The following is a 23598-nucleotide window of genomic DNA, read 5'->3' on the forward strand; positions in this document are numbered from 1 at the left end:
GTCAGCAGTCCTCGTCAGTCCTGTCACCAGTCGGCCGACGGGCCCGTCAGCTCCCTGACCGCGGGGCGGGCCGCGTCGAGGACGGTCATGAACCAGGACGAGAAGGTGTCCTTCGCGTGGCGCTCCGCCAGCTCGGCGGGGGTAACGAAGGCCGTGTCGCCGACCTCCTCCGGGTCCGGTCGCAGCGGGGACTGCACCAGGCCGACGAAGAGGTGGTTGTACTCCTGCTCCACCAGGCCCGAGTCCGGGTCCGGGTGGTTGTAGCGGACCGTGCCCGCCTCGGCGAGCAGGGACGGGGAGACGCCGAGCTCCTCGTACGTCCGGCGGGCCGCGGCCGCGAAGGGCGCCTCGCCGGGGTAGGGGTGGCCGCAGCAGGTGTTGGACCAGACGCCGGGGGAGTGGTACTTGCCGAGCGCCCGCTGCTGGAGCAGCAGCCGGCCGTGCTCGTCGAAGAGGAACACCGAGAAGGCGCGGTGCAGCTGACCGGGAGGCTGATGGGCGGCGAGCTTCTCCGCGGTGCCGATCGTCACACCGTTCTCGTCGACCAGTTCCAGCAAAATCGCGTCTGCGGTGCCGTTCGACGCACGGTGCGTCGCGGTGGCAGGTGTGATCGGCATACCCATCCTTCGCCTCGGTCTTGCGCCCCAAGTGTGCCGTACGAATCCGGCACTCCCGGCAGTTGATCGTGCCCGGCGCGGCGGGTACGGAACCGCACAAAGGGGCGCCGTGGGCATGAGGACGCCACCGACCACCGGATCGCTGCATTCCGTCCGTACTGACGTCTTGTCGGACCGTACGGTTGTTTCAGTGGCAGAGCCGGGCCTCGTGCTCCGCGTGCCCGACCGGCTCCAGCTGGAAGGTGCAGTGCTCCACGTCGAAGTGGTCGCCGAGGCAGCCCTGGAGCTCGTGCAGCATCTTCTCGTGGCCGATCGCGTTCAGGACGTCGGAGCGCACCACCACATGGGCGGAGAGCACGGGCATGCCGGAGGTGATCGTCCAGGCGTGCAGATCGTGGACGTCCTCGACGCCGTCCAGGGCGAGTATGTGGGCCCGCACCTGGTTCATGTCGACGTCCTTGGGGGCCGACTCCAGCAGTACGTCGAGGGTCTCGCGCAGCAGCTTGAAGGTGCGTGGCACGATCATCACGCCGATGACCAGCGAGGCGATCGGGTCGGCGGCCTGCCAGCCGGTGGCCAGGATCACCGCGGCCGAGATCAGCACCGTGAGCGAGCCCAGCGTGTCCGCGGCCACCTCCAGGAAGGCGCCGCGCACGTTCAGGCTCTCCTTCTGGCCGCGCATCAGCAGCGTCAGCGAGATCATGTTCGCGACCAGACCGATCGCGCCGAACACGATCATCAGGCCGCCCTCGGTGTCCGCGGGCGTGAAGAACCGCTGGATCGCCTCGTACAGGACATAGCCGCCGACGCCGAGCAGGAGCAGACAGTTGGCGAGGGCGGCGAGGATCTCGGCCCGGGCGTAGCCGAAGGTGCGGGTCGTGCTCGGCGGGAGGTTCGCGAAGTGGATGGCGAGCAGGGCCATGCCCAGGCCGACCGCGTCCGTCGCCATGTGCGCCGCGTCCGCGACCAGGGCGAGCGAGTCCGCGGCGACACCGCCGACGATCTGGACCACCATGACGCCGAGCGTGATCGCCAGAGCCACCCGCAGTCTCCCGCGGTAGGCGGCAGCCGCCGTACCGCTGGTCGGCACGTGCGAGTGCCCGTGCGCGTGATCGTGCCCAGCCCCCATGAGAAAGCCGCCCTTCCGCGGTCCGTACGACGATCGGAATGTCCGTCCGGGGTCACAGTGAACTACGGGCGGGGGGTATCGGGCAACGCGGCACTGAACACCGTTGTCATGTGCCCTGACCTGCGGAAACGATCCGCAGGTCAGGGCCTTGCATGATCAGTCGCCCGGTCGGCCGCCGTGGTGCAGCAGCCACCCCTGCCATGCCGACTCGGCCATCTCGCGTACCCCCCGCCGGGCCGTCCAGCCGAGCTTCTCGGCGGCCAGTGCGGCGCAGGCGACCGCGCGCGGCGCGTCACCGGGGCGCCGGGCCCTGACGACAGCGGGACGCGCGTCGCCGGTGACCTCGCCGATCACGGTGATCAGCTCGCGGACGGAGACACCCTCGCCGCGGCCGATGTTCACGGTCAGATCGCCGCTCGCGTCGGGTTCCGTGAGCCGCCGGGCCGCCGCCAGGTGCGCCTCGGCGAGGTCGGCGACATGGATGTAGTCACGGACGCAGGTGCCGTCCGGCGTCGGATGGTCGTCGCCGAAGATCCGCGGGGCCTCGTCGCGGGTGAGCCGGTCGAAGACCATGGGGACGATGTTGAAGACGCCGGTGTCGGCCAGCTCGGGCGAGGCGGCGCCCGCGACGTTGAAATAGCGCAGACATACGGTGGAGATCCCGTGCGCCCGGCCCGCCGCCCGCACCAGCCACTCCCCGGCGAGCTTGGTCTCGCCGTACGGGTTCACCGGAGCGCACGGAGTGTCCTCCGTGATCAGATCCACATCCGGGTTGCCGTAGACGGCGGCGGACGACGAGAACAGGAACCGCCTGATCCCTGCCTCGGCGACCGCTTCCAGGAGCGTGGCCAGGCCGCCCACGTTCTCCCGGTAGTAGCGCGTCGGGTCCGCCACGGACTCGCCGACCTGCTTGCGCGCCGCGAGATGCACCACACCCGTCACCGCGTGCTCGGCGAGCACCCGCTTCAGCAGGTCACCGTCGAGCGACGAGCCCTCGACGAGGGGGAGGTGAGCCGGGAGCCGCGCGGGGCGCCCGGCCGAGAGGTCGTCCAGGACGAGGACCCGCTCGCCGGCGTCGGTCATGGCCCGCGCCACATGTGCTCCGATGTAGCCGGCTCCGCCTGTGATCAGCCATGTCATGGTCGCCCACCCTATGTCGGGGTGCCGACGGTGGAACCAATGTCCTCGATGTCCCGTCTGTGAGTACGAGTTTGTGGGCGAGGCCCCGGATCCCCGATGATGATCGCGGCATGCGCTGGGCAAACCACGTTGATCGCTCTGCCAAACGGGTGGTGAACGTCGGCTTCCATCCATCCGATAGCCTCTGCCGACACGCCGCCCGGCCGCCACCGCCAACGGGCGCCGCCACCCACGTACACGACCGGCGCGGACACGCCGGCACCCAGGGAGTGAGTTCGGTTGTCGACCGCCATCCTCACCGGTCAGCCGGTCCCCGGATCGCAGATCGAGGGCGATCTGCGGTCCCTCGGCTATGACGTGCGGGTCGCCTCCGACGCCGCCGACGCCGAGACGCTCCTCGCCCAGGTGCCCGGCGACCAGCGGGTAGCCGTCGTCGACGCCCGCTTCGTCGGCCACCCGCACGCGCTGCGCCTCGGCCTGACCGACCCCCGCTTCCCGCTCGCCGCCATCCCTGGCGCCGTGACGGCCCAGCCGGCCGGACGTCAGGCCCTGACCCGCGCGATGGCCCGCGAGAACTCCGCGGGCGGCGGTACGGCAGTCGCCGTCGACAGCCTCGCCGACCGCATCGTCACCGCCCTCGACGACGAGGGCACCGACGTCCACCGCCCCGAGCTCGGCAGCCTCGTCGCCGTCGTCCCGGCCGACCCGCAGGCCCGCAACGAGGCACGGCAGGCCGTCGCCGCCGTCGACGACGAGGCCGTACGCCTGAAGTCGGCCGTGAAGTCCCGCGACGGCTTCTTCACCACCTACTGCGTCAGCCCGTACTCCCGCTACATCGCCCGCTGGTGCGCCCGCCGGGGCCTGACCCCCAACCAGGTCACCACCGCCTCCCTGATCACCGCCCTCATCGCGGCGGGCTGCGCGGCCACCGGCACCCGGGGCGGGTTCGTCGCGGCCGGCCTGCTGCTGATCTTCTCGTTCGTCCTGGACTGCACCGACGGCCAGCTCGCCCGCTACTCCCTGCGGTACTCCACGCTCGGCGCCTGGCTGGACGCCACCTTCGACCGGGCCAAGGAGTACGCCTACTACGCCGGCCTCGCGCTGGGAGCCGCGCGGGGCGGCGACGACGTCTGGGCGCTGGCGCTGGGCGCCATGGTCCTGCAGACCTGCCGGCACGTCGTCGACTTCTCCTTCAACGAGGCCAACCACGACGCCACGGCCAACACGAGCCCTACGGCCGCGCTCTCCGACAAGCTCGACAGCGTCGGCTGGACGGTGTGGGTGCGGCGGATGATCGTCCTGCCGATCGGTGAGCGCTGGGCGATGATCGCGGTGCTGACGGCGGTCACCACTCCTCGCATCACGCTCTACGCCCTGCTCATCGGCTGCGCCTTCGCGGCGACGTACACCACGGCGGGGCGCGTGCTGCGGTCCCTGACGCGGAAGGCGCAGCGCACGGACCGGGCGGCGAAGGCGCTGGCCGACCTCGCGGACAACGGCCCGCTCGCCGCCCTCGTGGCGCGTGCCACGCGCGCCCGCCTCGGCACTCCGCTGCTGGTAGCGGCGGGTGGAACGGCCGTCCTCGCCGTGTCCCTCTTCTCCGGCGTCACCTGGGCGCCCGTCGCCGGTGCCGTCGTCTACACCGTCACCGCCGGTCAGGCCCTGTACCGCCCCCTCAAGGGCGCCCTCGACTGGCTGGTCCCGCCGCTGTTCCGGTTCGCCGAATACGGCACCGTCCTGGTACTGGCAGCCAAAGCGGACGTGAACGGAGCCCTTCCTGCGGCTTTCGGGCTGGTGGCAGCCGTCGCCTACCATCACTACGACACGGTGTACCGCATCCGCGGCAACGCCGGAGCGCCCCCGGCCTGGCTGGTGCGCGCCATCGGGGGGCACGAAGGACGGACGCTGCTCGTCACCGTCCTCGCCGCGGTGCTCTCCGCCTCGCAGTTCACGGTCGCGCTCACGGCCCTCGCCGTGGCCGTGGCCCTGGTGGTGCTCGTCGAGAGCATCCGCTTCTGGGTGTCCGCAGGGGCGCCCGCCGTACACGATGAAGGAGAACCCGCATGATCGGCCTCGTGCTGGCGGCCGGCGCCGGACGGCGTCTGCGCCCCTACACCGACAGCCTTCCCAAGGCTCTGGTGCCGGTGGGGCCTGCGGGGATAGAAGGCGAACCAACGGTTCTCGACCTGACCCTCGGCAACTTCGCCGAGATCGGTCTGACCGAGGTCGCGGTCATCGTCGGCTACCGCAAGGAAGCCGTGTACGAGCGCAAGGAAGCCCTGGAGCAGAAGTACGGCCTGAAGCTCACCCTCATCGACAACGACAAGGCAGAGGAGTGGAACAACGCCTACTCCCTGTGGTGCGGCCGTGACGCCCTCAAGGACGGCGTGATCCTCGCCAACGGCGACACCGTCCACCCGGTCTCCGTCGAGAAGACGCTGCTCGCCGCCCGCGGCGACGGCAAGAAGATCATCCTCGCCCTGGACACGGTCAAGCAGCTGGCCGACGAGGAGATGAAGGTCGTCGTCGACCCCGAGAAGGGCATGACGAAGATCACCAAGCTGATGGACCCCGCCGAGGCCACCGGCGAGTACATCGGCGTCACCCTCATCGAGGGAGACGCCGCCCCCGAGCTGGCCGACGCCCTGAAGACGGTCTGGGAGACCGACCCGCAGCAGTTCTACGAGCACGGCTACCAGGAGCTCGTGAACCGCGGCTTCCGTATCGACGTGGCGCCGATCGGCGACGTCAAGTGGGTGGAGATCGACAACCACGACGATCTCGCCCGCGGACGGGAGATCGCGTGCCAGTACTGACCCGGCTGATTCCGTCGCCGGTCGTCGTGGACATCCGCGCGGGTGCCCTCGACGACCTGGCCGGTGTGCTCGCCGACGAGCGCATCTCGCACTCCGGCAAGCTGGCCGTCGCGGTCAGCAACGGCTCCGGTGCCCGGCTGAGGGAGCGCCTTGCTCCCGCGCTGCCCGGCGCCTCCTGGTACGAGGTCGGCGGCGGCACCCTCGACGACGCGATCCGGCTGGCCGGCGACATAAAGGCCGGCCACTACGACGCGGTCGTCGGGCTCGGCGGCGGAAAGATCATCGACTGCGCCAAGTTCGCCGCGGCGCGCGTCGGACTGCCCCTGGTCGCCGTACCGACGAACCTCGCACACGACGGCCTGTGCTCCCCGGTCGCAACCCTCGACAACGACGCGGGCCGCGGCTCGTACGGCGTGCCGAACCCGATCGCCGTCGTCATCGACCTCGACGTCATCCACGAGGCCCCGGCCCGTTTCGTGCGCGCCGGCATCGGTGACGCGATCTCCAACATCTCCGCGATCGCCGACTGGGAGCTCGCCAACCGCGTCAACGGCGAGAAGATCGACGGCCTCGCCGCCGCGATCGCCCGCCAGGCGGGCGAGGCGGTACTGCGGCACCCCGGCGGTATAGGAGACACCGACTTCCTCCAGGTACTCGCCGAGGCGCTGGTCCTCAGCGGTATCGCCATGTCGGTGTCGGGCGACTCCCGCCCGTCCTCCGGCGCGTGTCACGAGATCAACCACGCCTTCGACCTGCTGTTCCCCAAGCGCGCCGCCGCCCACGGCGAGCAGTGCGGACTGGGCGCGGCCTTCGCGATGTACCTGCGCGGGGCCCACGAGGAGTCGGCCTACATGGCCGAGGTGCTGCGTCGGCACGGGCTGCCGGTACTGCCGCAGGAGATCGGCTTCACGGACGACGAGTTCGTCCGCGCGGTGGAGTTCGCTCCGCAGACCCGGCCCGGCCGCTACACGATCCTCGAACACCTCGACCTGACAACCGACCAGATCAAGGACATCTACGCCGACTATGTCAAGGCCATCGGTAGCTGAACTCCGCCCCGTCGTTCACCCCGCGGGGGTGAAGGACCGGCGCAGCGGTGAGCACTGGATGGGACGCCTCTACATGCGTGAGGTGTCCCTGCGGGTCGACCGCTACCTGGTGAACACCAGGGTGACGCCCAACCAGCTCACCTACCTGATGACCCTCTGCGGTGTCCTCGCGGCCCCGGCACTTCTCGTGCCGGGGATCCCGGGGGCGGTGCTCGGCGTGGTCATGGTCCAGCTGTACCTGCTGCTGGACTGTGTCGACGGCGAGATCGCGCGCTGGAGGAAGCAGTACTCGCTCGGCGGGGTCTACATGGACCGCGTCGGCGCCTACCTCACCGACGCCGCGGTGCTCGTCGGCTTCGGCCTGCGCGCCGCCGACCTGTGGGGCAGCGGCCGTATCGACTGGCTGTGGGCGTTCCTCGGCACCCTGGCCGCCCTCGGCGCCATCCTGATCAAGGCCGAGACCGACCTCGTCGGTGTCGCCCGGCACCAGAACGGTCTGGCGCCGGTCAAGGAGGCCGCCTCCGAGATGCGCTCCTCCGGCATGGCGCTGGCCCGCAAGGCCGCCGCCGCGCTCAAGTTCCACCGTCTGGTCCTCGGCATCGAGGCATCGCTGCTGATCCTGGTCCTGGCGATCGTCGACCAGGCCCGCGGCGACCTGTTCTTCTCCCGGCTCGGCGTCGCGGTGCTGGCCGGCATCGCGCTGCTCCAGACCGTGCTGCACCTCGTGTCCATCCTCGCGTCCAGCAGGCTGAAGTGAGCGGCATGGGCTCAGCACCCGGTCCCTCATCGAAGGTCGGCGCGGTCGTCATCACGATGGGCAACCGCCCCGACGAACTGCGCGCCCTCCTCGACTCGGTCGCCAAGCAGGACGGCGACCGGGTCGAGGTGGTCGTGGTCGGCAACGGCTCCCCGGTGCCGGACGTCCCCGAAGGCGTCCGCACCATCGAGCTGCCCGAGAACCTCGGCATTCCCGGCGGCCGCAACGTCGGCATCGAGGCCTTCGGGCCCAGCGGCCGCGACGTCGACATCCTGCTCTTCCTCGACGACGACGGCCTGCTCGCCCACCACGACACCGCCGAGCTGTGCCGCGAGGCCTTCGAGGCCGACCCGAAGCTCGGCATCATCAGCTTCCGCATCGCCGACCCGGAGACCGGAGTCACCCAGCGCCGCCATGTGCCGCGGCTGCGGGCCTCCGACCCGATGCGCTCCTCGCGGGTCACCACGTTCCTGGGCGGCGCCAACGCCGTCCGCACCCAGGTCCTCGCCGAAGTCGGCGGCCTGCCGGACGAATTCTTCTACGCCCATGAGGAAACCGACCTGGCATGGCGGGCCCTCGACGCGGGCTGGATGATCGACTACCGGTCCGACATGGTGCTGTACCACCCGACGACCGCGCCCTCACGGCACGCGGTCTACCACCGCATGGTCGCCCGCAACCGCGTCTGGCTGGCCCGCCGAAACCTTCCGGCCCTCCTCGTCCCGGTCTATCTGGGCGTCTGGATGCTGCTCACCCTCGTCCGTCGCCCGTCCGGCCCCGCCCTCAAGGCATGGTTCGGCGGATTCCGGGAAGGGTGGACCACCTCGTGCGGTCCCCGCCGGCCCATGAAGTGGCGTACGGTGTGGCGGCTGACTCGACTGGGCCGACCTCCCGTCATCTGACAGGCTCGGCCCTGAGAGCCCCCGGGCCTTACCCCGGCCCCAGGTTCATGCCAGGCCCGCACAGGCTGCGCATCTCGAAGACGAAAGTTTCCACAGGTGAGTGAGACAACGCACGACGGCGGAGTCGCGGTGAGCGCGCCTCCGTCGCCCGACGAGGGACTCACGGCGGCCCAGCTGGCCGCCAAGCACGGGCTGACCGTGAGCGGCGCCCGCCCCTCGCTGTTCGAGTACGTCCGCCAGCTCTGGGACCGGCGGCACTTCATCCTCGCGTTCTCGCGGGCGAAGCTGACCGCCCAGTACAGCCAGGCGAAGCTCGGCCAGCTCTGGCAGGTGGCCACCCCGCTGCTGAACGCGGCCGTGTACTTCTTCATCTTCGGCATGCTGCTGGGCGCCAGGGAGGGCATCCCGAACGACATCTACGTGCCGTTCCTGGTGACCGGCGTGTTCGTCTTCACCTTCACCCAGAGCTCGGTGCTCGCAGGTGTGCGTGCCATCTCCGGCAACCTTGGTCTGGTGCGCGCCCTGCACTTCCCCCGGGCCTCGCTGCCGCTGTCGTTCGCGCTCCAGCAGCTCCAGCAGCTGCTCTACTCCATGATCGTGCTCGTCGTGATCATGATGGCCTTCGGCAGTTTCCCCGACCTGTCCTGGCTGCTCGTCCTGCCCGCGCTGGCGCTTCAGTTCGTCTTCAACTCGGGCCTCGCGCTGATCTTCGCCCGCATGGGCAGCAAGACGCCCGACCTGGCCCAGCTGATGCCGTTCCTTCTGCGTACCTGGATGTACGCGTCCGGCGTGATGTTCAGCATCCCGGCGATGCTCGCGGACAAGAACTGGCCGGGCTGGATCACCGACGTGCTGCAGTGGAACCCCGCCGCGATCTACATGGACCTGGTCCGCTTCGCGATGATCGACGGGTACGACTCCTCGTTCCTGCCCGCGCATGTGTGGGCCTTCGCGCTGGGCTGGGCGCTGCTGGCGGGCGGCGTCGGCTTCGTCTACTTCTGGAAGGCGGAAGAGAGGTACGGCCGTGGCTGACCCCGAGAAGGACGCCGAGCGCATCCCCACCGTCATCGCGGACGAGCTGCACATCGTCTACCGCGTCAACGGCGCCAAGACCGGAAAGGGCAGCGCCACCGCAGCCCTGAGCCGCATCCTCAAGCGCGGCGAGGAGCGGGGCGTGCGCAAGGTGCACGCCGTCCGGGGCGTCTCCTTCGTCGCCTACCGGGGCGAGGCCATCGGCCTGATCGGCTCCAACGGCTCCGGCAAGTCCACTCTGCTGCGTGCTATCGCCGGCCTGCTCCCGGCCGAGAAGGGCAAGGTCTACACCGACGGCCAGCCCTCCCTGCTCGGCGTGAACGCGGCCCTGATGAACGACCTCACGGGCGAGCGCAACGTCATATTGGGCGGGCTCGCCATGGGTATGTCCCGTGAGCAGATCAAGGAGCGCTACCAGGAGATCGTCGACTTCTCGGGCATCAACGAGAAGGGCGACTTCATCACGCTTCCCATGCGCACGTACTCGTCCGGCATGGCGGCCCGGCTGCGTTTCTCCATCGCCGCGGCCAAGGACCACGACGTCCTCATGATCGACGAGGCGCTGGCGACGGGTGACCGCTCCTTCCAGAAGCGCTCGGAGGACCGGATCCGCGAGCTGCGCAAGCACGCGGGCACGGTGTTCCTGGTCAGCCACAACAACAAGTCGATCCGCGACACCTGCAACCGCGTCCTGTGGCTGGAACGCGGCGAGCTGCGCATGGACGGACCGACGGACGAGGTCCTCAAGGAGTACGAGAAGTTCACGGGCAAGTAGCCCACCCGGACATGGGCCGTGCGGCCCAGGACGTTTCGCAGGGCCCTGCCGGAACTGCTCCGGCGGGGCCCCGCGTCTGCAAAGGAAACGTCAACTCCGGCTGGTCTCGGGAAGCTTGACGCCAATCGGTGTGTTGTTGTGATGTGCAGGACACCCCCACGGGCCCGGCCCCGTTGTACAACGTAAGCTGTACCGGTACCGAAACGCGGCAAGTGGGGCGATAACGAACGACACCCCCACGCAGGGCCGCGGCGCGGACGGCCGGGCGGCGTGTCCGAAATAGTGTGCATTGGGTCTGCGGTGTAGAACGGGAGATGTGACGGCAATGGCTACGGAAACTCCCCAGCTCCACGCAGCATGTGCCGTCCCCGCGCCGGGCAGTCCACGGTGACGGGAACCGGCGCGCCCACAGCTGATCCGGAGCGTGGCACGCTCGACAAGGCCGCTGCGGAGAACTTTCCCGTGGCGCCTTTCTTCCTGCCCAGGGCCTGGCGCACCGACCTCATGGCCGTCTACGGCTTCGCCCGGCTCGTCGACGACATCGGCGACGGCGATCTCGCCCCCGGCGGCGCCGACGCCCGGCTGCTCGGCGTGTCGCCCGAGGAGGCCGACGACCGCCTGGTCCTCCTCGACGCCTTCGAGGCCGACCTGCGCCGTGTCTTCGACGGCACCCCGCGCCACCCCCTGCTGCGCCGCCTCCAGTGGACCGTGCGCCGCCGCTCGCTGACCCCCGAGCCCTTCCTCGGCCTGATCGCCGCCAATCGCCAGGACCAGCTCGTCGCGCGGTACGAGACCTACGACGATCTGCTTGCCTACTGCGAACTGTCCGCCAACCCCGTCGGCCGTCTCGTCCTCGCCGTCACCGGTACCGCGACGCCCGAGCGGATCCGCCGCTCCGATGCGGTGTGCACGGCGCTCCAGATCGTCGAGCACCTCCAGGACGTCGCCGAGGACCTCGGCCGTGACCGGATCTATCTGCCCGCGGCGGACATGAAACGCTTTCACGTCCAGGAAACCGACCTTGCGGTAAAAACAGCAGGCGCATCGGTGCGCGCACTGGTTGCATACGAAGCCGAACGCGCTCAGAACCTCCTGAATGAAGGCACCCCCCTGGTGGGTAGCGTCCACGGCAGGCTGAAGCTGCTGCTCGCGGGTTTCGTGGCGGGGGGAAAGGCGGCGATCCGTGCGATCTCCGCCGCCGAATACGACGTACTTCCCGGCCCGCCCAAGGCCAGCAGGCTCCAGTTGCTGCGCGAGGTGGGCGTGACTCTGCGAGGAGAGGGGTGATCCGGACCGTGGAGTCTGCGCCACACGCGTCCGCACCGGTACTCGCCGCCTACAGCTACTGCGAGGCCGTCACCGGGCAGCAGGCCCGTAACTTCGCCTACGGCATCAGGCTGCTGCCCACGCCCAAGCGCCGCGCGATGTCGGCGCTGTACGCGTTCTCGCGCCGCGTCGACGACATCGGCGACGGCGCCCTGACCGACGACGTCAAGATCGCCAGGCTCGAGGAGACGCGGGTGCTGCTGACCCGGGTCCGCGACCGCAAGGTCGACGAGGACGACATCGACCCTGTGGCCGTCGCCCTCGCACACGCCGCCGACACCTTCCGGATCCCGCTCGGCGGCCTCGACGAACTCATCGACGGCGTCCTGATGGATGTCCGCGGCGAGACCTACGAGACCTGGGACGACCTGAAGGTCTACTGCCGCTGTGTGGCGGGCGCCATCGGGCGACTCTCGCTCGGCGTGTTCGGTACGGAACCCGGCGCGCGGGGGGCCGAGCGCGCACCCGAGTACGCCGACACGCTCGGGCTGGCCCTCCAGCTCACCAACATCCTGCGGGACGTCCGTGAGGACGCCGAGGGCGGGCGCACCTATCTGCCCTCCGACGACCTCGCCAAGTTCGGCTGCTCGACCGGCTTCAGCGGGTCGACACCACCGGAGGGCTCCGACTTCGCGGGCCTCGTGCACTTCGAAGTGCGTCGGGCCCGCGCCCTTTTCGCCGAGGGCTACCGGCTGCTCCCCATGCTGGACCGGCGCAGCGGTGCCTGTGTCGCCGCCATGGCCGGCATCTACCTTCGCCTCCTCGACCGCATCGAGCGCGACCCGCAGGCCGTGCTGCGCGGCCGGGTCTCGCTGCCCGGGCGGGAGAAGGCGTACGTCGCCGTGCGCGGCCTGTCCGGTCTGGACGCCCGGCATGTGACCCGGCGAACCGTCAGTCGTACCGTCAGGAGGCGCGCCTGATGGACATTCCGGCCCAAGGTGATGCCATCGGCGAAAAGCGGCGGGCAACCCTCCGCTGCCGGGTCGCGTCCCTGACTGAGACGACCGGCCGTGCACCGTTCAAGCACCGGCCCGGCGGTCGCGCAGGGGAGGGTGCACGATGACCGACGGCATGCGGCCGGAAGGGTCGCTCGCGGACATCCCGGGAGACGGTTCCGGGAAGGACGCCGTCGTGGTCGGCGGCGGGCTCGCCGGCATCACCGCCGCGCTCGCGCTGGCCGACGCCGGAGTGCGCGTCACCCTGGTCGAGGGCCGGCCGAGACTGGGTGGCCTGGCCTTCTCCTTCCAGCGCGGCGACCTGACCGTCGACAACGGACAGCACGTCTATCTGCGCTGCTGCACCGCCTACCGCTGGTTCCTCGACCGCATCGAGGGGACGGCGCTGGCACCGCTTCAGGACCGCCTCGACGTACCCGTGGTCGACCTGGCGCGGCCCGAGGGCCGTCGGCTCGGAAGGCTGCGGCGCGACGCGCTGCCCGTACCCCTGCACCTGGGCCGGAGCCTGGCGACGTATCCGCATCTGTCGCTCGCCGATCGTGCCAAGGTCGGGCGTGCCGCGCTCGCGCTCAAGGGGCTCGACCTCACCGATCCCAGCCTGGACGCAACCGACTTCGGCAGCTGGCTGGCCGCGCACGGTCAGTCGGCGCGTGCCGTCGAGGCCCTGTGGGACCTGGTCGGGGTCGCCACTCTCAACGCGGTCGCGGGCGACGCCTCGCTGGGGCTGGCCGCGATGGTGTTCAAGACCGGCCTGCTGTCCGACCCGGGCGCGGCCGACATCGGATGGGCGCATGTCCCGCTGGGCGAACTGCACGACCGGCTGGCCCGCAAGGCGCTCGACTCCGCGGGCGTGCGTACCGAGGTCCGTGCACGCGTCACCTCCATCTCCACTGACGAGAACGGGCGTTGGATCGTTCAGGTTCCCGGCGAGACGCTGCGGGCGGACGCGGTCGTGCTCGCGGCGGCCCAGCGCGAGGCCTACGACCTGCTGCCCGAGGGCGCCCTCGACGTCCCCGAACAGCTGCTGGAGATCGGCACGGCGCCGATCCTCAACGTCCATGTCGTGTACGACCGCAAGGTGCTCAGCAGCCCGTTCTTCGCGGCGCTCGGCACCCCGGTGCAGTGGGTGTTCGACCGGACCGACGCCTCCGGGCTCAGGGAAGGGCAGTACCTCGCCCTGTCCCAGTCGGCCGCACAGGACGAGATCGACGAGCCGGTCGCCGCGCTGCGCGAGCGGTATCTGCCGGAGCTGGAGCGGCTGTTGCCCGCGGCGCGCGGTGCGCGGGTGAAGGACTTCTTCGTGACCAGGGAGCGCACCGCGACGTTCGCTCCCACCCCCGGCGTCGGGCGGCTGCGGCCCGGCGCCCGTACCAAGGCACCCGGCCTCTGTCTGGCCGGAGCGTGGACCGCCACTGGGTGGCCCGCGACCATGGAGAGTGCGGTCCGCAGTGGCGTGAGCGCGGCCGAAGCCGCGCTGAGTGCCCTGGGCCGGCCCCGCCCCCGTCGCCTCTTCGACCTCGAGGAGGCGGCGTGATGCTGAACCAGCGCCCGGCGGCAGGCCCCCGCACCCCCGGTACCGCAACAAGAGGAGAGACTGTGCCCACTGTGCCCCCGGCCGAGAAGGCCGCTCGAGAGACCGCGGTGGACGTGGCCGCGCTCCTGGAGCGCGGTAGGACCCTGGCCACCCCGGTACTGCGGGCCGCGATCGACCGCCTGGCCCCTCCCATGGACACCGTTTCCGCCTACCACTTCGGCTGGATCGACGCCGACGGCAAGCCCACGGCCGGCGACGGCGGCAAGGCCGTACGCCCCGCCCTCGCGGTGCTCTCCGCCGAGGTCACCGGCGCCGCGCCCGAGGTCGGCATCCCCGGCGCCGTCGCCGTGGAACTGGTCCACAACTTCTCCCTGTTGCACGACGACCTGATGGACGGTGACGAACAGCGCCGCCACCGCGACACGGTGTGGAAGGTGCACGGGCCCGCCCAGGCCATCCTCGTCGGCGACGCCCTGTTCGCCCTCGCCAACGAGGTCCTGCTGGAACTCGGCACCGTCGAGGCCGGCCGCGCCACCCGCCGTCTGACCACCGCCACCCGCGCCCTGATCGACGGTCAGGCACAGGACATCTCCTACGAGCACCGCGACCGCGTCAGCGTCGAGGAGTGCCTGGAGATGGAGGGCAACAAGACCGGCGCCCTGCTGGCCTGCGCCAGCTCCATCGGCGCGGTGCTCGGCGGCGCCGACGACCGCACCGCCGACGCCCTGGAGAAGTACGGCTACCACCTGGGCCTGGCCTTCCAGGCCGTCGACGACCTGCTCGGCATCTGGGGCGACCCGGTCTCCACCGGCAAGCAGACCTGGAGCGACCTGCGCCAGCGCAAGAAGTCCCTGCCGGTCGTGGCCGCGCTCGCGGCGGGCGGCTCCGCCTCCGAGCGGCTCGGCGAGATGCTCGCCGCCGACGCCAAGAGCAGCGACTTCGCGAACTTCTCCGAGGAGGAGTTCGCGGCCCGCGCCGCCCTGATCGAGGAGGCGGGCGGCCGCGAGTGGACCGCCGACGAGGCACGCCGTCAGCACGCCGTCGCCGTCGAGGCGCTGGACGCCGTCGACATGCCCGACCGGGTACGGGCGCAGTTCACGGCGCTCGCCGACTTCGTCGTCGTACGGAAGAGATGAGCACCAACGGGCGAAAAGAGATGATCAATATCGGTCGAATAGCCCTCGCGTAGTCGCCGGCCGGTGCCGCTGGAACCAGCGCACCGGCCGACGGCGGACCCACAGCAGACGCAACTCCAGGAGCACTGCACGAAGGGGAAGCCATGACAGCGACGACCGACGGAAGCACCGGGGCTCTCCCGCCCCGGGCAGCCGCGGCCAGCGACACCGACAGCGAGACCCCCGTGGCGGCCGGGGTGCACGAGGCCGCCCAGCGCGCGGTCCGGCGCGCCACCGACTTTCTGCTGACGCGGCAGGACGCCCAGGGCTGGTGGAAGGGCGACCTCGAGACGAACGTCACCATGGACGCCGAGGACCTGCTGCTCCGTCAGTTCCTGGGGATCCGCGACGAGAAGACCACCCGTGCCGCCGCGCTCTTCATCCGCGGCGAGCAGCGCCAGGACGGCGCCTGGGCCACCTTCTACGGCGGTCCGGGCGAACTCTCCGCCACCATCGAGGCGTACGTCGCCCTCCGGCTGGCCGGCGACACACCGGACGCACCGCACATGGCGAGGGCGTCGGCGTGGATCCGTGAGCGGGGCGGCATCGCCGCCTCCCGGGTCTTCACCCGGATCTGGCTGGCCCTGTTCGGCTGGTGGAAGTGGGAGGACCTGCCTGAACTCCCGCCGGAGCTCATCTACTTCCCCAAGTGGATGCCGCTCAACATCTACGACTTCGGCTGCTGGGCCCGGCAGACCATCGTCCCGCTGACGATCGTCTCCGCGAAACGCCCGGTACGCCCCGCGCCCTTCCCGCTCGACGAACTGCACGCCGACCCGGCCGACCCCAACCCGCCCAAGCCCCTTGCCCCGGCGGCGAGTTGGGACGGTGCCTTCCAGCGGCTCGACAAGGCGCTGCACCAGCTGCGCAAGGTCGCCCCGCGCAGGCTGCGCAGAGCCGCCATGAACAGCGCCGCGCGCTGGATCATCGAGCGCCAGGAGAACGACGGCTGCTGGGGCGGCATCCAGCCCCCGGCGGTGTACTCGGTCATCGCCCTGCATCTGCTCGGCTACGACCTCGAACACCCCGTCATGCGCGAGGGGTTGGCGTCCCTGGACCGCTTCGCCGTGTGGCGCGAGGACGGGGCCAGGATGATCGAGGCCTGCCAGTCGCCGGTCTGGGACACCTGCCTCGCGACCATCGCGCTCGTGGACGCGGGCGTGCCGGCCGACCATCCGCAGCTGGTCAGGGCCGCCGACTGGATGCTCGGCGAGGAGATCGTCCGTCCCGGCGACTGGGCGGTCAAGCGTCCCCAACTGCCGCCCGGTGGATGGGCGTTCGAGTTCCACAACGACAACTACCCCGACATCGACGACACCGCCGAGGTCGTCCTCGCCCTGCGCCGCGTCAAGCACCCCGAACCGGAGCGGGTCGAGAAGGCCATCGGGCGCGGGGTCCGCTGGAACCTCGGGATGCAGTCGAGGAACGGGGCGTGGGGCGCCTTCGACGTCGACAACACCAGCCCCTTCCCCAACCGGCTGCCGTTCTGCGACTTCGGCGAGGTCATCGACCCGCCGTCGGCGGACGTCACCGCGCACGTCGTCGAGATGCTCGCGGTCGAGGGCCTCGCCCACGACCCGCGCACCCGGCGCGGCATCCAGTGGCTGCTCGCCGAGCAGGAGCCGGACGGCTCGTGGTTCGGGCGCTGGGGCGTCAACTACGTCTACGGCACCGGATCCGTCGTACCGGCCCTGGTCGCGGCCGGCTTCCCGGGCTCGCACCCGGCGATCCGCCGCGCCGTGACCTGGCTGGAGTCAGTCCAGAACGACGACGGCGGCTGGGGCGAGGACCTGCGCTCCTACAAGTACGTCAAGGAGTGGAGCGGCAAGGGCGCCTCGACCGCCTCGCAGACCGCGTGGGCGCTGATGGCGCTGCTGGCCGCGGGGGAGAAGGAGTCCAAGGCCGTCGAGCGGGGCGTCGAGTGGCTGGCGGCCACCCAGCGGGAGGACGGCTCCTGGGACGAGCCGTACTTCACCGGCACCGGCTTCCCCTGGGACTTCTCGATCAACTACCACCTCTACCGTCAGGTGTTCCCGCTCACCGCACTCGGCCGGTACGTCCACGGAGAGCCCTTCGCCGACAAGGCCGGGGCGGCTCTCGCCGAGGCCAAGGGGAGCTGATGAGCCCACAGCCCGCCCCGGCCCCGCTGCTGATCGCCTGCGCGCTCGGCATCGAGCAGTTCGCCCTGCGCGCCGGTGACCGAGGCGGGGCCGGCGGGCCGGTCACCGTCCTGCGTACGGGCATGGGCCCCCGGGCGGCCGAGCGCTCCGTCACCCGGATGCTGGCAGACCCGGCCCTCAGCGGGGCCGCCGTGCTCGCCACGGGCTTCTGTGCGGGGCTCGCCCCCGGGATGCACCCCGGTGACCTGGTGGTCGCCGAGGAGACCCGGGATCCGGCGGGAACCGTTCCGTGCGTCGGAACCGACCTACTCGTCAAAGAACTCATGCGCGCCGTCCCCGGCCGCACCGTCCACACCGGACCGCTCACCGGCTCGGATCACATCATCCGAGGTCAGGAGCGGTCCGATCTGCTCACGACCGGCGCAATCGCGGTCGACATGGAGTCGGCGGCCACGCTCCTGAGCGCCGTGCGCACGGGCGAGCGCCCGGTTGCGGCCGTCCGGGTGGTCGTGGACGCTCCAGAACATGAACTCGTCCGGATCGGCACGTTGCGCGGTGGAATATCAGCTTTCCGCGTCCTTCGTGTCGTTCTACCCGCATTCTACGAATGGCACCGTTCTTTGCTGCTCCCCAGGAGGTGAGCCAGATGGCCATGCCGCTGCGTCAATCCATCAAGGTCGCTACTTACTTGGCCGAACAGAAGCTTCGCAGGCGTGACAAGTTCCCGCTGATCGTCGAGCTGGAACCGCTCTTCGCCTGCAACCTCAAGTGCGAGGGCTGCGGCAAGATCCAGCACCCGGCCGGAGTCCTGAAGCAGCGCATGCCGGTGGCGCAGGCCGTGGGGGCGGTGCTCGAATCCGGCGCGCCGATGGTGTCCATCGCCGGCGGCGAACCCCTGATGCACCCGCAGATCGACGAGATCGTGCGGCAGTTGGTGGCCAAGCGGAAGTACGTCTTCCTCTGCACCAACGCCATGCTGCTGCGCAAGAAGATGGACAAGTTCACGCCTTCGCCCTACTTCGCCTTCGCCGTGCACATCGACGGTCTGCGCGAGCGGCACGACGAGTCGGTCGCGAAGGAGGGCGTTTTCGACGAGGCCGTGGAGGCGATCAAGGAGGCCAAGCGGCGCGGCTTCCGGGTCACGACCAACTCGACCTTCTTCAACACCGACACCCCGCAGACCATCATCGAGGTGCTCAACTTCCTCAACGACGACCTCAAGGTCGACGAGATGATGATCTCGCCCGCGTACGCCTACGAGAAGGCGCCCGACCAAGAGCACTTCCTGGGCGTCGAGCAGACCCGCGAGCTGTTCAAGAAGGCCTTCGCGGGCGGCAACCGCAGGAAGTGGCGGCTCAACCACTCGCCGCTGTTCCTCGACTTCCTCGAGGGCAAGGTCGACTTCCCGTGCACCGCCTGGGCGATCCCCAACTACTCGCTCTTCGGCTGGCAGCGCCCCTGCTACCTGATGAGCGACGGGTACGTCCCGACGTACCGCGAACTCATCGAGGAGACCGACTGGGACAAGTACGGCCGCGGCAAGGACCCGCGCTGCGCCAACTGCATGGCGCACTGCGGCTACGAGCCGACCGCCGTCCTCGCCACCATGGGCTCGCTGAAGGAGTCCCTGCGTGCCATGCGCGAGACGGTCTCCGGAAACCGGGAGTGACGCCATGACCGCCATCTCCTTGGGCGTCCCCGAGGTGCCGGCCCGTCCGATCGCCGAGCGGCGTACGTCGCGGCAGATCCAGGTCGGGCCGGTGGCGGTCGGGGGCGACGCCCCGGTGTCGGTCCAGTCCATGACCACGACCCGTACGTCCGACGTCGGCGCCACCCTCCAGCAGATCGCCGAGCTCACGGCGTCCGGCTGCCAGATCGTCCGCGTCGCCTGCCCCACGCAGGACGACGCGGATGCCCTGGCGACCATCGCCCGCAAGTCGCAGATCCCGGTGATCGCGGACATCCACTTCCAGCCGAAGTACGTGTTCGCGGCGATCGAGGCCGGCTGCGCCGCGGTCCGTGTGAACCCCGGCAACATCAAGCAGTTCGACGACAAGGTCAAGGAGATCGCGCGGGCCGCCAAGGACCACGGCACGCCGATCCGGATCGGCGTCAACGCCGGCTCCCTCGACCGGCGCCTGCTCCAGAAGTACGGCAAGGCGACGCCCGAGGCGCTCGTGGAGAGCGCGCTGTGGGAGGCGTCCCTCTTCGAGGAGCACGACTTCCGGGACATCAAGATCTCGGTCAAGCACAACGACCCGGTCATCATGATCGAGGCGTACAAGCAGCTGGCCGCCCAGTGCGACTACCCGCTCCACCTCGGGGTGACCGAGGCGGGCCCGGCGTTCCAGGGCACGATCAAGTCGGCCGTCGCCTTCGGTGCGCTGCTGTCGCGGGGGATCGGCGACACGATCCGGGTCTCCCTGAGCGCGCCGCCCGCCGAGGAGGTCAAGGTCGGCATCCAGATCCTGGAGTCTCTCGGGCTGAGGCAGCGACGGCTGGAGATCGTCTCCTGTCCGTCCTGCGGGCGGGCTCAGGTCGATGTGTACAAGCTGGCCGACGAGGTCACGGCCGGCCTGGAAGGCATGGAAGTGCCGTTGCGGGTAGCCGTCATGGGCTGTGTGGTGAACGGCCCCGGCGAGGCCCGCGAGGCCGACCTCGGCGTCGCCTCCGGCAACGGCAAGGGTCAGATCTTCGTGAAGGGCGAGGTCATCAAGACCGTCCCCGAGTCCAAGATCGTCGAGACCCTGATCGAGGAGGCGATGAAGATCGCCGAACAGATGGAACAGGACGGGGCCGCATCGAGCGCCCCCACCGTCACGGGGAAACCGGCAGTGACGGTGAGTTGAAGCAGAGTACGGACCGAGAGGGGGCCCGAGCGTGACGATTCTGGAGAGCATCCGGGGACCACGTGACCTGAAGGCGCTGTCCGAGACGGAACTCGGTGATCTGTCCCATGAGATCAGAGAGTTCCTGGTGCACGCGGTCGCCAGGACCGGCGGACATCTCGGGCCCAATCTGGGGGTGGTGGAACTCTCCATCGCGCTCCACCGGGTCTTCGAGTCGCCGGTCGACCGCATCGTCTGGGACACCGGTCACCAGAGCTACGTACACAAGCTTCTGACGGGACGTCAGGACTTCTCCAAGCTGCGCGGCAAGGGCGGCCTGTCCGGCTACCCCTCGCGCGAGGAGTCCGAGCACGACATCGTCGAGAACAGCCACGCCTCCACCGCGCTCGGCTGGGCCGACGGCCTCGCCAAGGCCCGCCAGGTGCAGGGGGAGAAGGGCCACGTCGTCGCGGTGATCGGCGACGGGGCGCTGACCGGCGGCATGGCCTGGGAGGCGCTGAACAACATCGCGGCCGCCAAGGACCGGCCGCTGATCATCGTCGTCAACGACAACGAACGTTCGTACGCCCCGACCATCGGCGGGCTCGCCAACCACCTCGCGACCCTGCGCACGACCGACAGCTACGAGAAGGTCCTGGCCTGGGGCAAGGACGTACTGCTGCGGACCCCGCTCGTCGGCAACACGATCTACGAGTCCCTGCACGGCGCGAAGAAGGGCTTCAAGGACGCCTTCGCACCGCAGGGCATGTTCGAGGACCTGGGACTGAAGTACGTCGGCCCCATCGACGGGCACGACATCGGGGCGGTCGAGTCGGCGCTGCGGCGCGCCAAGCGCTTCCACGGGCCGGTGCTGATCCACTGCCTCACGGAGAAGGGGCGCGGCTATGAACCCGCCCTCGCCCACGAGGAGGACCACTTCCACACCGTTGGCGTGATGGACCCGCTGACCTGTGAGCCGCTCGCGCCTTCGGGCGGGCCGTCCTGGACGTCGGTGTTCGGCGAGGAGATCGTGCGGATCGGTCAGGAGCGGGACGACGTCGTGGCGATCACGGCGGCCATGCTGCACCCGGTCGGGCTCGGCAAGTTCGCGGAGCGGTTCCCGGACCGGGTCTGGGACGTCGGCATCGCCGAGCAGCACGCGGCCGTGTCGGCTGCGGGGCTCGCGACGGGTGGCCTGCATCCTGTCGTCGCCGTCTACGCCACCTTCCTCAACCGGGCCTTCGACCAGCTGCTGATGGACGTCGCGCTGCACCGGTGCGGGGTGACGTTCGTGCTCGACCGGGCCGGCGTCACGGGCGCCGACGGGGCTTCCCACAACGGCATGTGGGACATGTCGATCCTCCAGGTCGTGCCCGGCCTGCGGATCGCGGCGCCACGCGACGCCGACCAGCTGCGGGCGCAGCTGCGAGAGGCCGTGGCGGTGGACGACGCGCCGACTCTCGTGCGGTTCCCGAAGGAGTCCGTCGGCCCTTCGATCCCGGCGGTCGACCGGGTGGGCGGCCTGGACGTGCTGCACAGGGATGCCGGTGAGCCGGACGTCCTGCTCGTCGCCGTCGGCGTGATGGCGCCGGTGTGTCTCCAGGCCGCCGAACTGCTCCAGGCCCGCGGCATCAACTGCACCGTCGTCGACCCGCGCTGGGTGAAGCCCGTCGACCCCGCGGTCGCGCCCCTCGCCGCACAGCACCGGCTGGTCGCCGTCGTCGAGGACAACAGCCGCTCGTCCGGCGTGGGCGCGGCCGTGGCGCTGGCGCTGGGCGACGCCGACGTCGACGTGCCCGTTCGGCGGTTCGGTATCCCGGAGCAGTTCCTCGCGCACGCCAAGCGCGGCGAGGTGCTCGCCGACATCGGGCTCACGCCCGTCGAGGTCGCCGGACGGATCAGCGCGAGCCTCGCCCTCAAGGACGCCGAGGGCAGCCCGCCCCGCACCGAGCAGCCCGACGGCGGCCAGGACGGCCCTACCGTCGTGCCGGTCAAGGAGAAAGCCGAATGACCACCGATTTCGACCTCGGCCACCTCCTCGCCGAGCGCGGAGCCGAGCGCTACGAGCTGCACGGCAGGTACCTGAACCACCAGCTCCCGCGCATGCTGCACACCATCGGCTTCGACAAGGTCTACGAGCGGGCCGAGGGCGCCTACTTCTGGGACGCGGACGGCGACGACTACCTGGACATGCTCGCCGGGTTCGGGGTGATGGGCCTGGGGCGCCACCACCCCGTCGTCCGCAAGGCGCTGCACGACGTCCTGGACGCCGGCCTCGCCGACCTCACCCGCTTCGACTGCCAGCCGTTGCCCGGGCTGCTGGCCGAGAAGCTGCTCGCGCACAGCCCGCACCTGGACCGGGTCTTCTTCGGCAACAGCGGCACGGAGGCGGTCGAGGCCGCGCTGAAGTTCGCCCGGTTCGTCACCGGGAAGCCGCGAGTGCTGTACTGCGACCACGCCTTCCACGGGCTGACCACCGGCTCCCTGTCCGTCAACGGCGAGTCCGGCTTCCGCGACGGCTTCACCCCGCTGCTGCCCGACACGGCCGTACCGCTCGGCGATCTCGGCGCCCTGGCACGGGAGTTGAAGAAGGGCGACGTGGCCGCCCTGATCGTCGAGCCGATCCAGGGCAAGGGCGTGCACGAGCCCCCGCCCGGCTGTCTGCGGGCCGCCCAGGAACTGCTGCACAAGCACAAGGCGCTGCTCATCGCCGACGAGGTGCAGACGGGGCTCGGCCGGACCGGCGACTTCTACGCCTACCAGCACGAGGACGGAGTCGAGCCGGACCTGGTGTGTGTGGCCAAGGCGCTCTCCGGCGGCTATGTGCCGGTGGGCGCCACGCTCGGCAAGGACTGGATCTTCAAGAAGGTCTACTCGTCCATGGACCGCGTCCTGGTCCACTCGGCGAGCTTCGGGTCCAACGCACAGGCCATGGTGGCCGGGCTCGCCGTGCTGTCCGTCATGGAGAACGAGCAGATCGTCGCGAACGCGCGGGCGACGGGTGACCTGCTCAGGTCCCGGCTCGCGGCGCTGACCGACAAGTACGAGCTGCTTGCCGACGTGCGCGGCCGGGGCCTGATGGTCGGCATCGAGTTCGGCCGGCCCGACTCGCTGAAGCTGCGCAGCCGCTGGACCATGCTCCAGGCCGCGCGCAAGGGCCTGTTCGCGCAGATGGTCGTCGTCCCGCTGCTGCGGCGGCACCGGATCCTCACCCAGGTCTCCGGCGACCACCTGGAGGTCATCAAGCTGATCCCGCCGCTGATCATCGGCGAGCGGGAGGTGGACCGGTTCGTCGACGCCTTCACGGATGTGATGGACGACGCGCACAGTGGGGGCGGGCTGATGTGGGACTTCGGCAAGACGCTGATCAAGCAGGCGGTCGCCAACCGATAGACGCACGTCCCTGAGGTGGTGATGCCGGTCTTTTGCCTCTGAGGTAAGA

General features: G+C 70.2%; 21 protein-coding genes. 18 read left to right on the forward strand and 3 right to left on the reverse strand.

The annotated features are described in order from the left end of the window. Window positions 1-23 precede the first annotated feature (23 nt). The 3 genes from idi to galE all read right to left on the reverse strand — a co-directional run bounded on the left by idi (window position 24) and on the right by galE (window position 2886). Complete coding sequence (gene idi, locus KUM44_RS12875) at window positions 24-617, reverse strand: isopentenyl-diphosphate Delta-isomerase (protein WP_217207959.1); 594 nt, start codon at window positions 615-617, stop codon at window positions 24-26. A 187-nt stretch (window positions 618-804) separates the two neighbouring features. Then, window positions 805-1746: a cation diffusion facilitator family transporter gene (locus KUM44_RS12880; protein WP_217207960.1), complete on the reverse strand. Its 942-nt coding sequence runs from the start codon at window positions 1744-1746 to the stop codon at window positions 805-807. Between the two features lie 156 nt (window positions 1747-1902). Further along, complete coding sequence (galE, locus tag KUM44_RS12885; RefSeq protein WP_217207961.1) at window positions 1903-2886, reverse strand: UDP-glucose 4-epimerase GalE; 984 nt, start codon at window positions 2884-2886, stop codon at window positions 1903-1905. A gap of 279 nt (window positions 2887-3165) precedes the next feature. On the opposite strand from galE, the gene KUM44_RS12890 reads away from it, so the two are divergent. From KUM44_RS12890 to KUM44_RS12970, 18 genes are all read left to right on the forward strand, one after another. Next, window positions 3166-4953, forward strand: coding sequence for a DUF5941 domain-containing protein (locus KUM44_RS12890; RefSeq protein ID WP_217207962.1), 1788 nt, complete (start codon window positions 3166-3168; stop codon window positions 4951-4953). Then, window positions 4950-5702, forward strand: coding sequence for a sugar phosphate nucleotidyltransferase (locus KUM44_RS12895; protein WP_217207963.1), 753 nt, complete (start codon window positions 4950-4952; stop codon window positions 5700-5702). Before KUM44_RS12890 ends, KUM44_RS12895 begins: the two co-directional genes overlap by 4 nt. After that, the gene (locus KUM44_RS12900) at window positions 5690-6751 is read left to right on the forward strand and encodes an iron-containing alcohol dehydrogenase family protein (protein ID WP_217207964.1); all 1062 of its coding nucleotides are present in this window, start codon (window positions 5690-5692) and stop codon (window positions 6749-6751) included. The genes KUM44_RS12895 and KUM44_RS12900 overlap by 13 nt, the downstream gene beginning before the upstream one ends. After that, complete coding sequence (locus KUM44_RS12905; protein WP_217207965.1) at window positions 6729-7508, forward strand: CDP-alcohol phosphatidyltransferase family protein; 780 nt, start codon at window positions 6729-6731, stop codon at window positions 7506-7508. The genes KUM44_RS12900 and KUM44_RS12905 overlap by 23 nt, the downstream gene beginning before the upstream one ends. Before the next feature lie 5 nt (window positions 7509-7513). Then, a complete protein-coding gene (locus KUM44_RS12910; protein ID WP_217207966.1) occupies window positions 7514-8410 on the forward strand; it encodes a glycosyltransferase family 2 protein in 897 nt (298 codons plus the stop codon). Window positions 8411-8506: 96 nt separating this feature from the next. Then, window positions 8507-9442, forward strand: coding sequence for an ABC transporter permease (locus tag KUM44_RS12915; protein WP_217207967.1), 936 nt, complete (start codon window positions 8507-8509; stop codon window positions 9440-9442). Then, complete coding sequence (locus tag KUM44_RS12920) at window positions 9435-10217, forward strand: ABC transporter ATP-binding protein (protein WP_217207968.1); 783 nt, start codon at window positions 9435-9437, stop codon at window positions 10215-10217. Before KUM44_RS12915 ends, KUM44_RS12920 begins: the two co-directional genes overlap by 8 nt. Before the next feature lie 387 nt (window positions 10218-10604). Next, window positions 10605-11504: a squalene synthase HpnC gene (gene hpnC / locus KUM44_RS12925; protein WP_217207969.1), complete on the forward strand. Its 900-nt coding sequence runs from the start codon at window positions 10605-10607 to the stop codon at window positions 11502-11504. Then, window positions 11501-12463 (forward strand): presqualene diphosphate synthase HpnD, encoded by a 963-nt coding sequence (gene hpnD, locus KUM44_RS12930; RefSeq protein WP_217207970.1) that lies wholly within the window; start codon window positions 11501-11503, stop codon window positions 12461-12463. Before hpnC ends, hpnD begins: the two co-directional genes overlap by 4 nt. Next, window positions 12463-12606: a DUF6380 family protein gene (locus KUM44_RS45345; protein ID WP_254389413.1), complete on the forward strand. Its 144-nt coding sequence runs from the start codon at window positions 12463-12465 to the stop codon at window positions 12604-12606. The genes hpnD and KUM44_RS45345 overlap by 1 nt, the downstream gene beginning before the upstream one ends. After that, window positions 12603-14033, forward strand: a complete 1431-nt coding sequence (hpnE, locus tag KUM44_RS12935; protein ID WP_217207971.1) for a hydroxysqualene dehydroxylase HpnE — start codon at window positions 12603-12605, stop codon at window positions 14031-14033. Before KUM44_RS45345 ends, hpnE begins: the two co-directional genes overlap by 4 nt. Continuing rightward, window positions 14033-15169 carry a polyprenyl synthetase family protein gene (locus KUM44_RS12940; protein WP_217207972.1) on the forward strand — a complete coding sequence of 379 codons (1137 nt, stop codon included), beginning with the start codon at window positions 14033-14035 and terminating at the stop codon, window positions 15167-15169. The genes hpnE and KUM44_RS12940 overlap by 1 nt, the downstream gene beginning before the upstream one ends. A 143-nt stretch (window positions 15170-15312) precedes the next feature. Further along, the gene (gene shc, locus KUM44_RS12945; RefSeq protein ID WP_217207973.1) at window positions 15313-17328 is read left to right on the forward strand and encodes a squalene--hopene cyclase; all 2016 of its coding nucleotides are present in this window, start codon (window positions 15313-15315) and stop codon (window positions 17326-17328) included. Further along, a complete protein-coding gene (locus tag KUM44_RS12950) occupies window positions 17328-17969 on the forward strand; it encodes a 1-hydroxy-2-methyl-2-butenyl 4-diphosphate reductase (protein WP_217207974.1) in 642 nt (213 codons plus the stop codon). The genes shc and KUM44_RS12950 overlap by 1 nt, the downstream gene beginning before the upstream one ends. A gap of 5 nt (window positions 17970-17974) precedes the next feature. Further along, complete coding sequence (gene hpnH / locus KUM44_RS12955) at window positions 17975-18997, forward strand: adenosyl-hopene transferase HpnH (protein WP_048580874.1); 1023 nt, start codon at window positions 17975-17977, stop codon at window positions 18995-18997. Between the two features lie 4 nt (window positions 18998-19001). Then, window positions 19002-20177: a flavodoxin-dependent (E)-4-hydroxy-3-methylbut-2-enyl-diphosphate synthase gene (ispG, locus tag KUM44_RS12960; RefSeq protein ID WP_217207975.1), complete on the forward strand. Its 1176-nt coding sequence runs from the start codon at window positions 19002-19004 to the stop codon at window positions 20175-20177. Between the two features lie 31 nt (window positions 20178-20208). Next, window positions 20209-22167, forward strand: coding sequence for a 1-deoxy-D-xylulose-5-phosphate synthase (gene dxs, locus KUM44_RS12965; RefSeq protein ID WP_217207976.1), 1959 nt, complete (start codon window positions 20209-20211; stop codon window positions 22165-22167). After that, window positions 22164-23549 carry an aspartate aminotransferase family protein gene (locus KUM44_RS12970; RefSeq protein WP_217207977.1) on the forward strand — a complete coding sequence of 462 codons (1386 nt, stop codon included), beginning with the start codon at window positions 22164-22166 and terminating at the stop codon, window positions 23547-23549. Before dxs ends, KUM44_RS12970 begins: the two co-directional genes overlap by 4 nt. Window positions 23550-23598: the final 49 nt, after the last annotated feature.

This window comes from Streptomyces sp. AC550_RSS872, assembly GCF_019049285.1.
In the GTDB taxonomy this organism is placed as follows: domain Bacteria; phylum Actinomycetota; class Actinomycetes; order Streptomycetales; family Streptomycetaceae; genus Streptomyces.

Coding starts and splice junctions, on each gene's coding strand:
- idi (WP_217207959.1), bottom strand. CDS start 617: ATGCCGATCACACCTGCCACCGCGACGCACCGTGCGTCGAACGGCACC.
- KUM44_RS12880 (WP_217207960.1), bottom strand. CDS start 1,746: ATGGGGGCTGGGCACGATCACGCGCACGGGCACTCGCACGTGCCGACC.
- galE (WP_217207961.1), bottom strand. CDS start 2,886: ATGACATGGCTGATCACAGGCGGAGCCGGCTACATCGGAGCACATGTG.
- KUM44_RS12895 (WP_217207963.1), top strand. CDS start 4,950: ATGATCGGCCTCGTGCTGGCGGCCGGCGCCGGACGGCGTCTGCGCCCC.
- KUM44_RS12905 (WP_217207965.1), top strand. CDS start 6,729: ATGTCAAGGCCATCGGTAGCTGAACTCCGCCCCGTCGTTCACCCCGCG.
- KUM44_RS12910 (WP_217207966.1), top strand. CDS start 7,514: ATGGGCTCAGCACCCGGTCCCTCATCGAAGGTCGGCGCGGTCGTCATC.
- KUM44_RS45345 (WP_254389413.1), top strand. CDS start 12,463: ATGGACATTCCGGCCCAAGGTGATGCCATCGGCGAAAAGCGGCGGGCA.
- hpnE (WP_217207971.1), top strand. CDS start 12,603: ATGACCGACGGCATGCGGCCGGAAGGGTCGCTCGCGGACATCCCGGGA.
- KUM44_RS12940 (WP_217207972.1), top strand. CDS start 14,033: ATGCTGAACCAGCGCCCGGCGGCAGGCCCCCGCACCCCCGGTACCGCA.
- shc (WP_217207973.1), top strand. CDS start 15,313: ATGACAGCGACGACCGACGGAAGCACCGGGGCTCTCCCGCCCCGGGCA.
- KUM44_RS12950 (WP_217207974.1), top strand. CDS start 17,328: ATGAGCCCACAGCCCGCCCCGGCCCCGCTGCTGATCGCCTGCGCGCTC.
- hpnH (WP_048580874.1), top strand. CDS start 17,975: ATGGCCATGCCGCTGCGTCAATCCATCAAGGTCGCTACTTACTTGGCC.
- ispG (WP_217207975.1), top strand. CDS start 19,002: ATGACCGCCATCTCCTTGGGCGTCCCCGAGGTGCCGGCCCGTCCGATC.
- KUM44_RS12970 (WP_217207977.1), top strand. CDS start 22,164: ATGACCACCGATTTCGACCTCGGCCACCTCCTCGCCGAGCGCGGAGCC.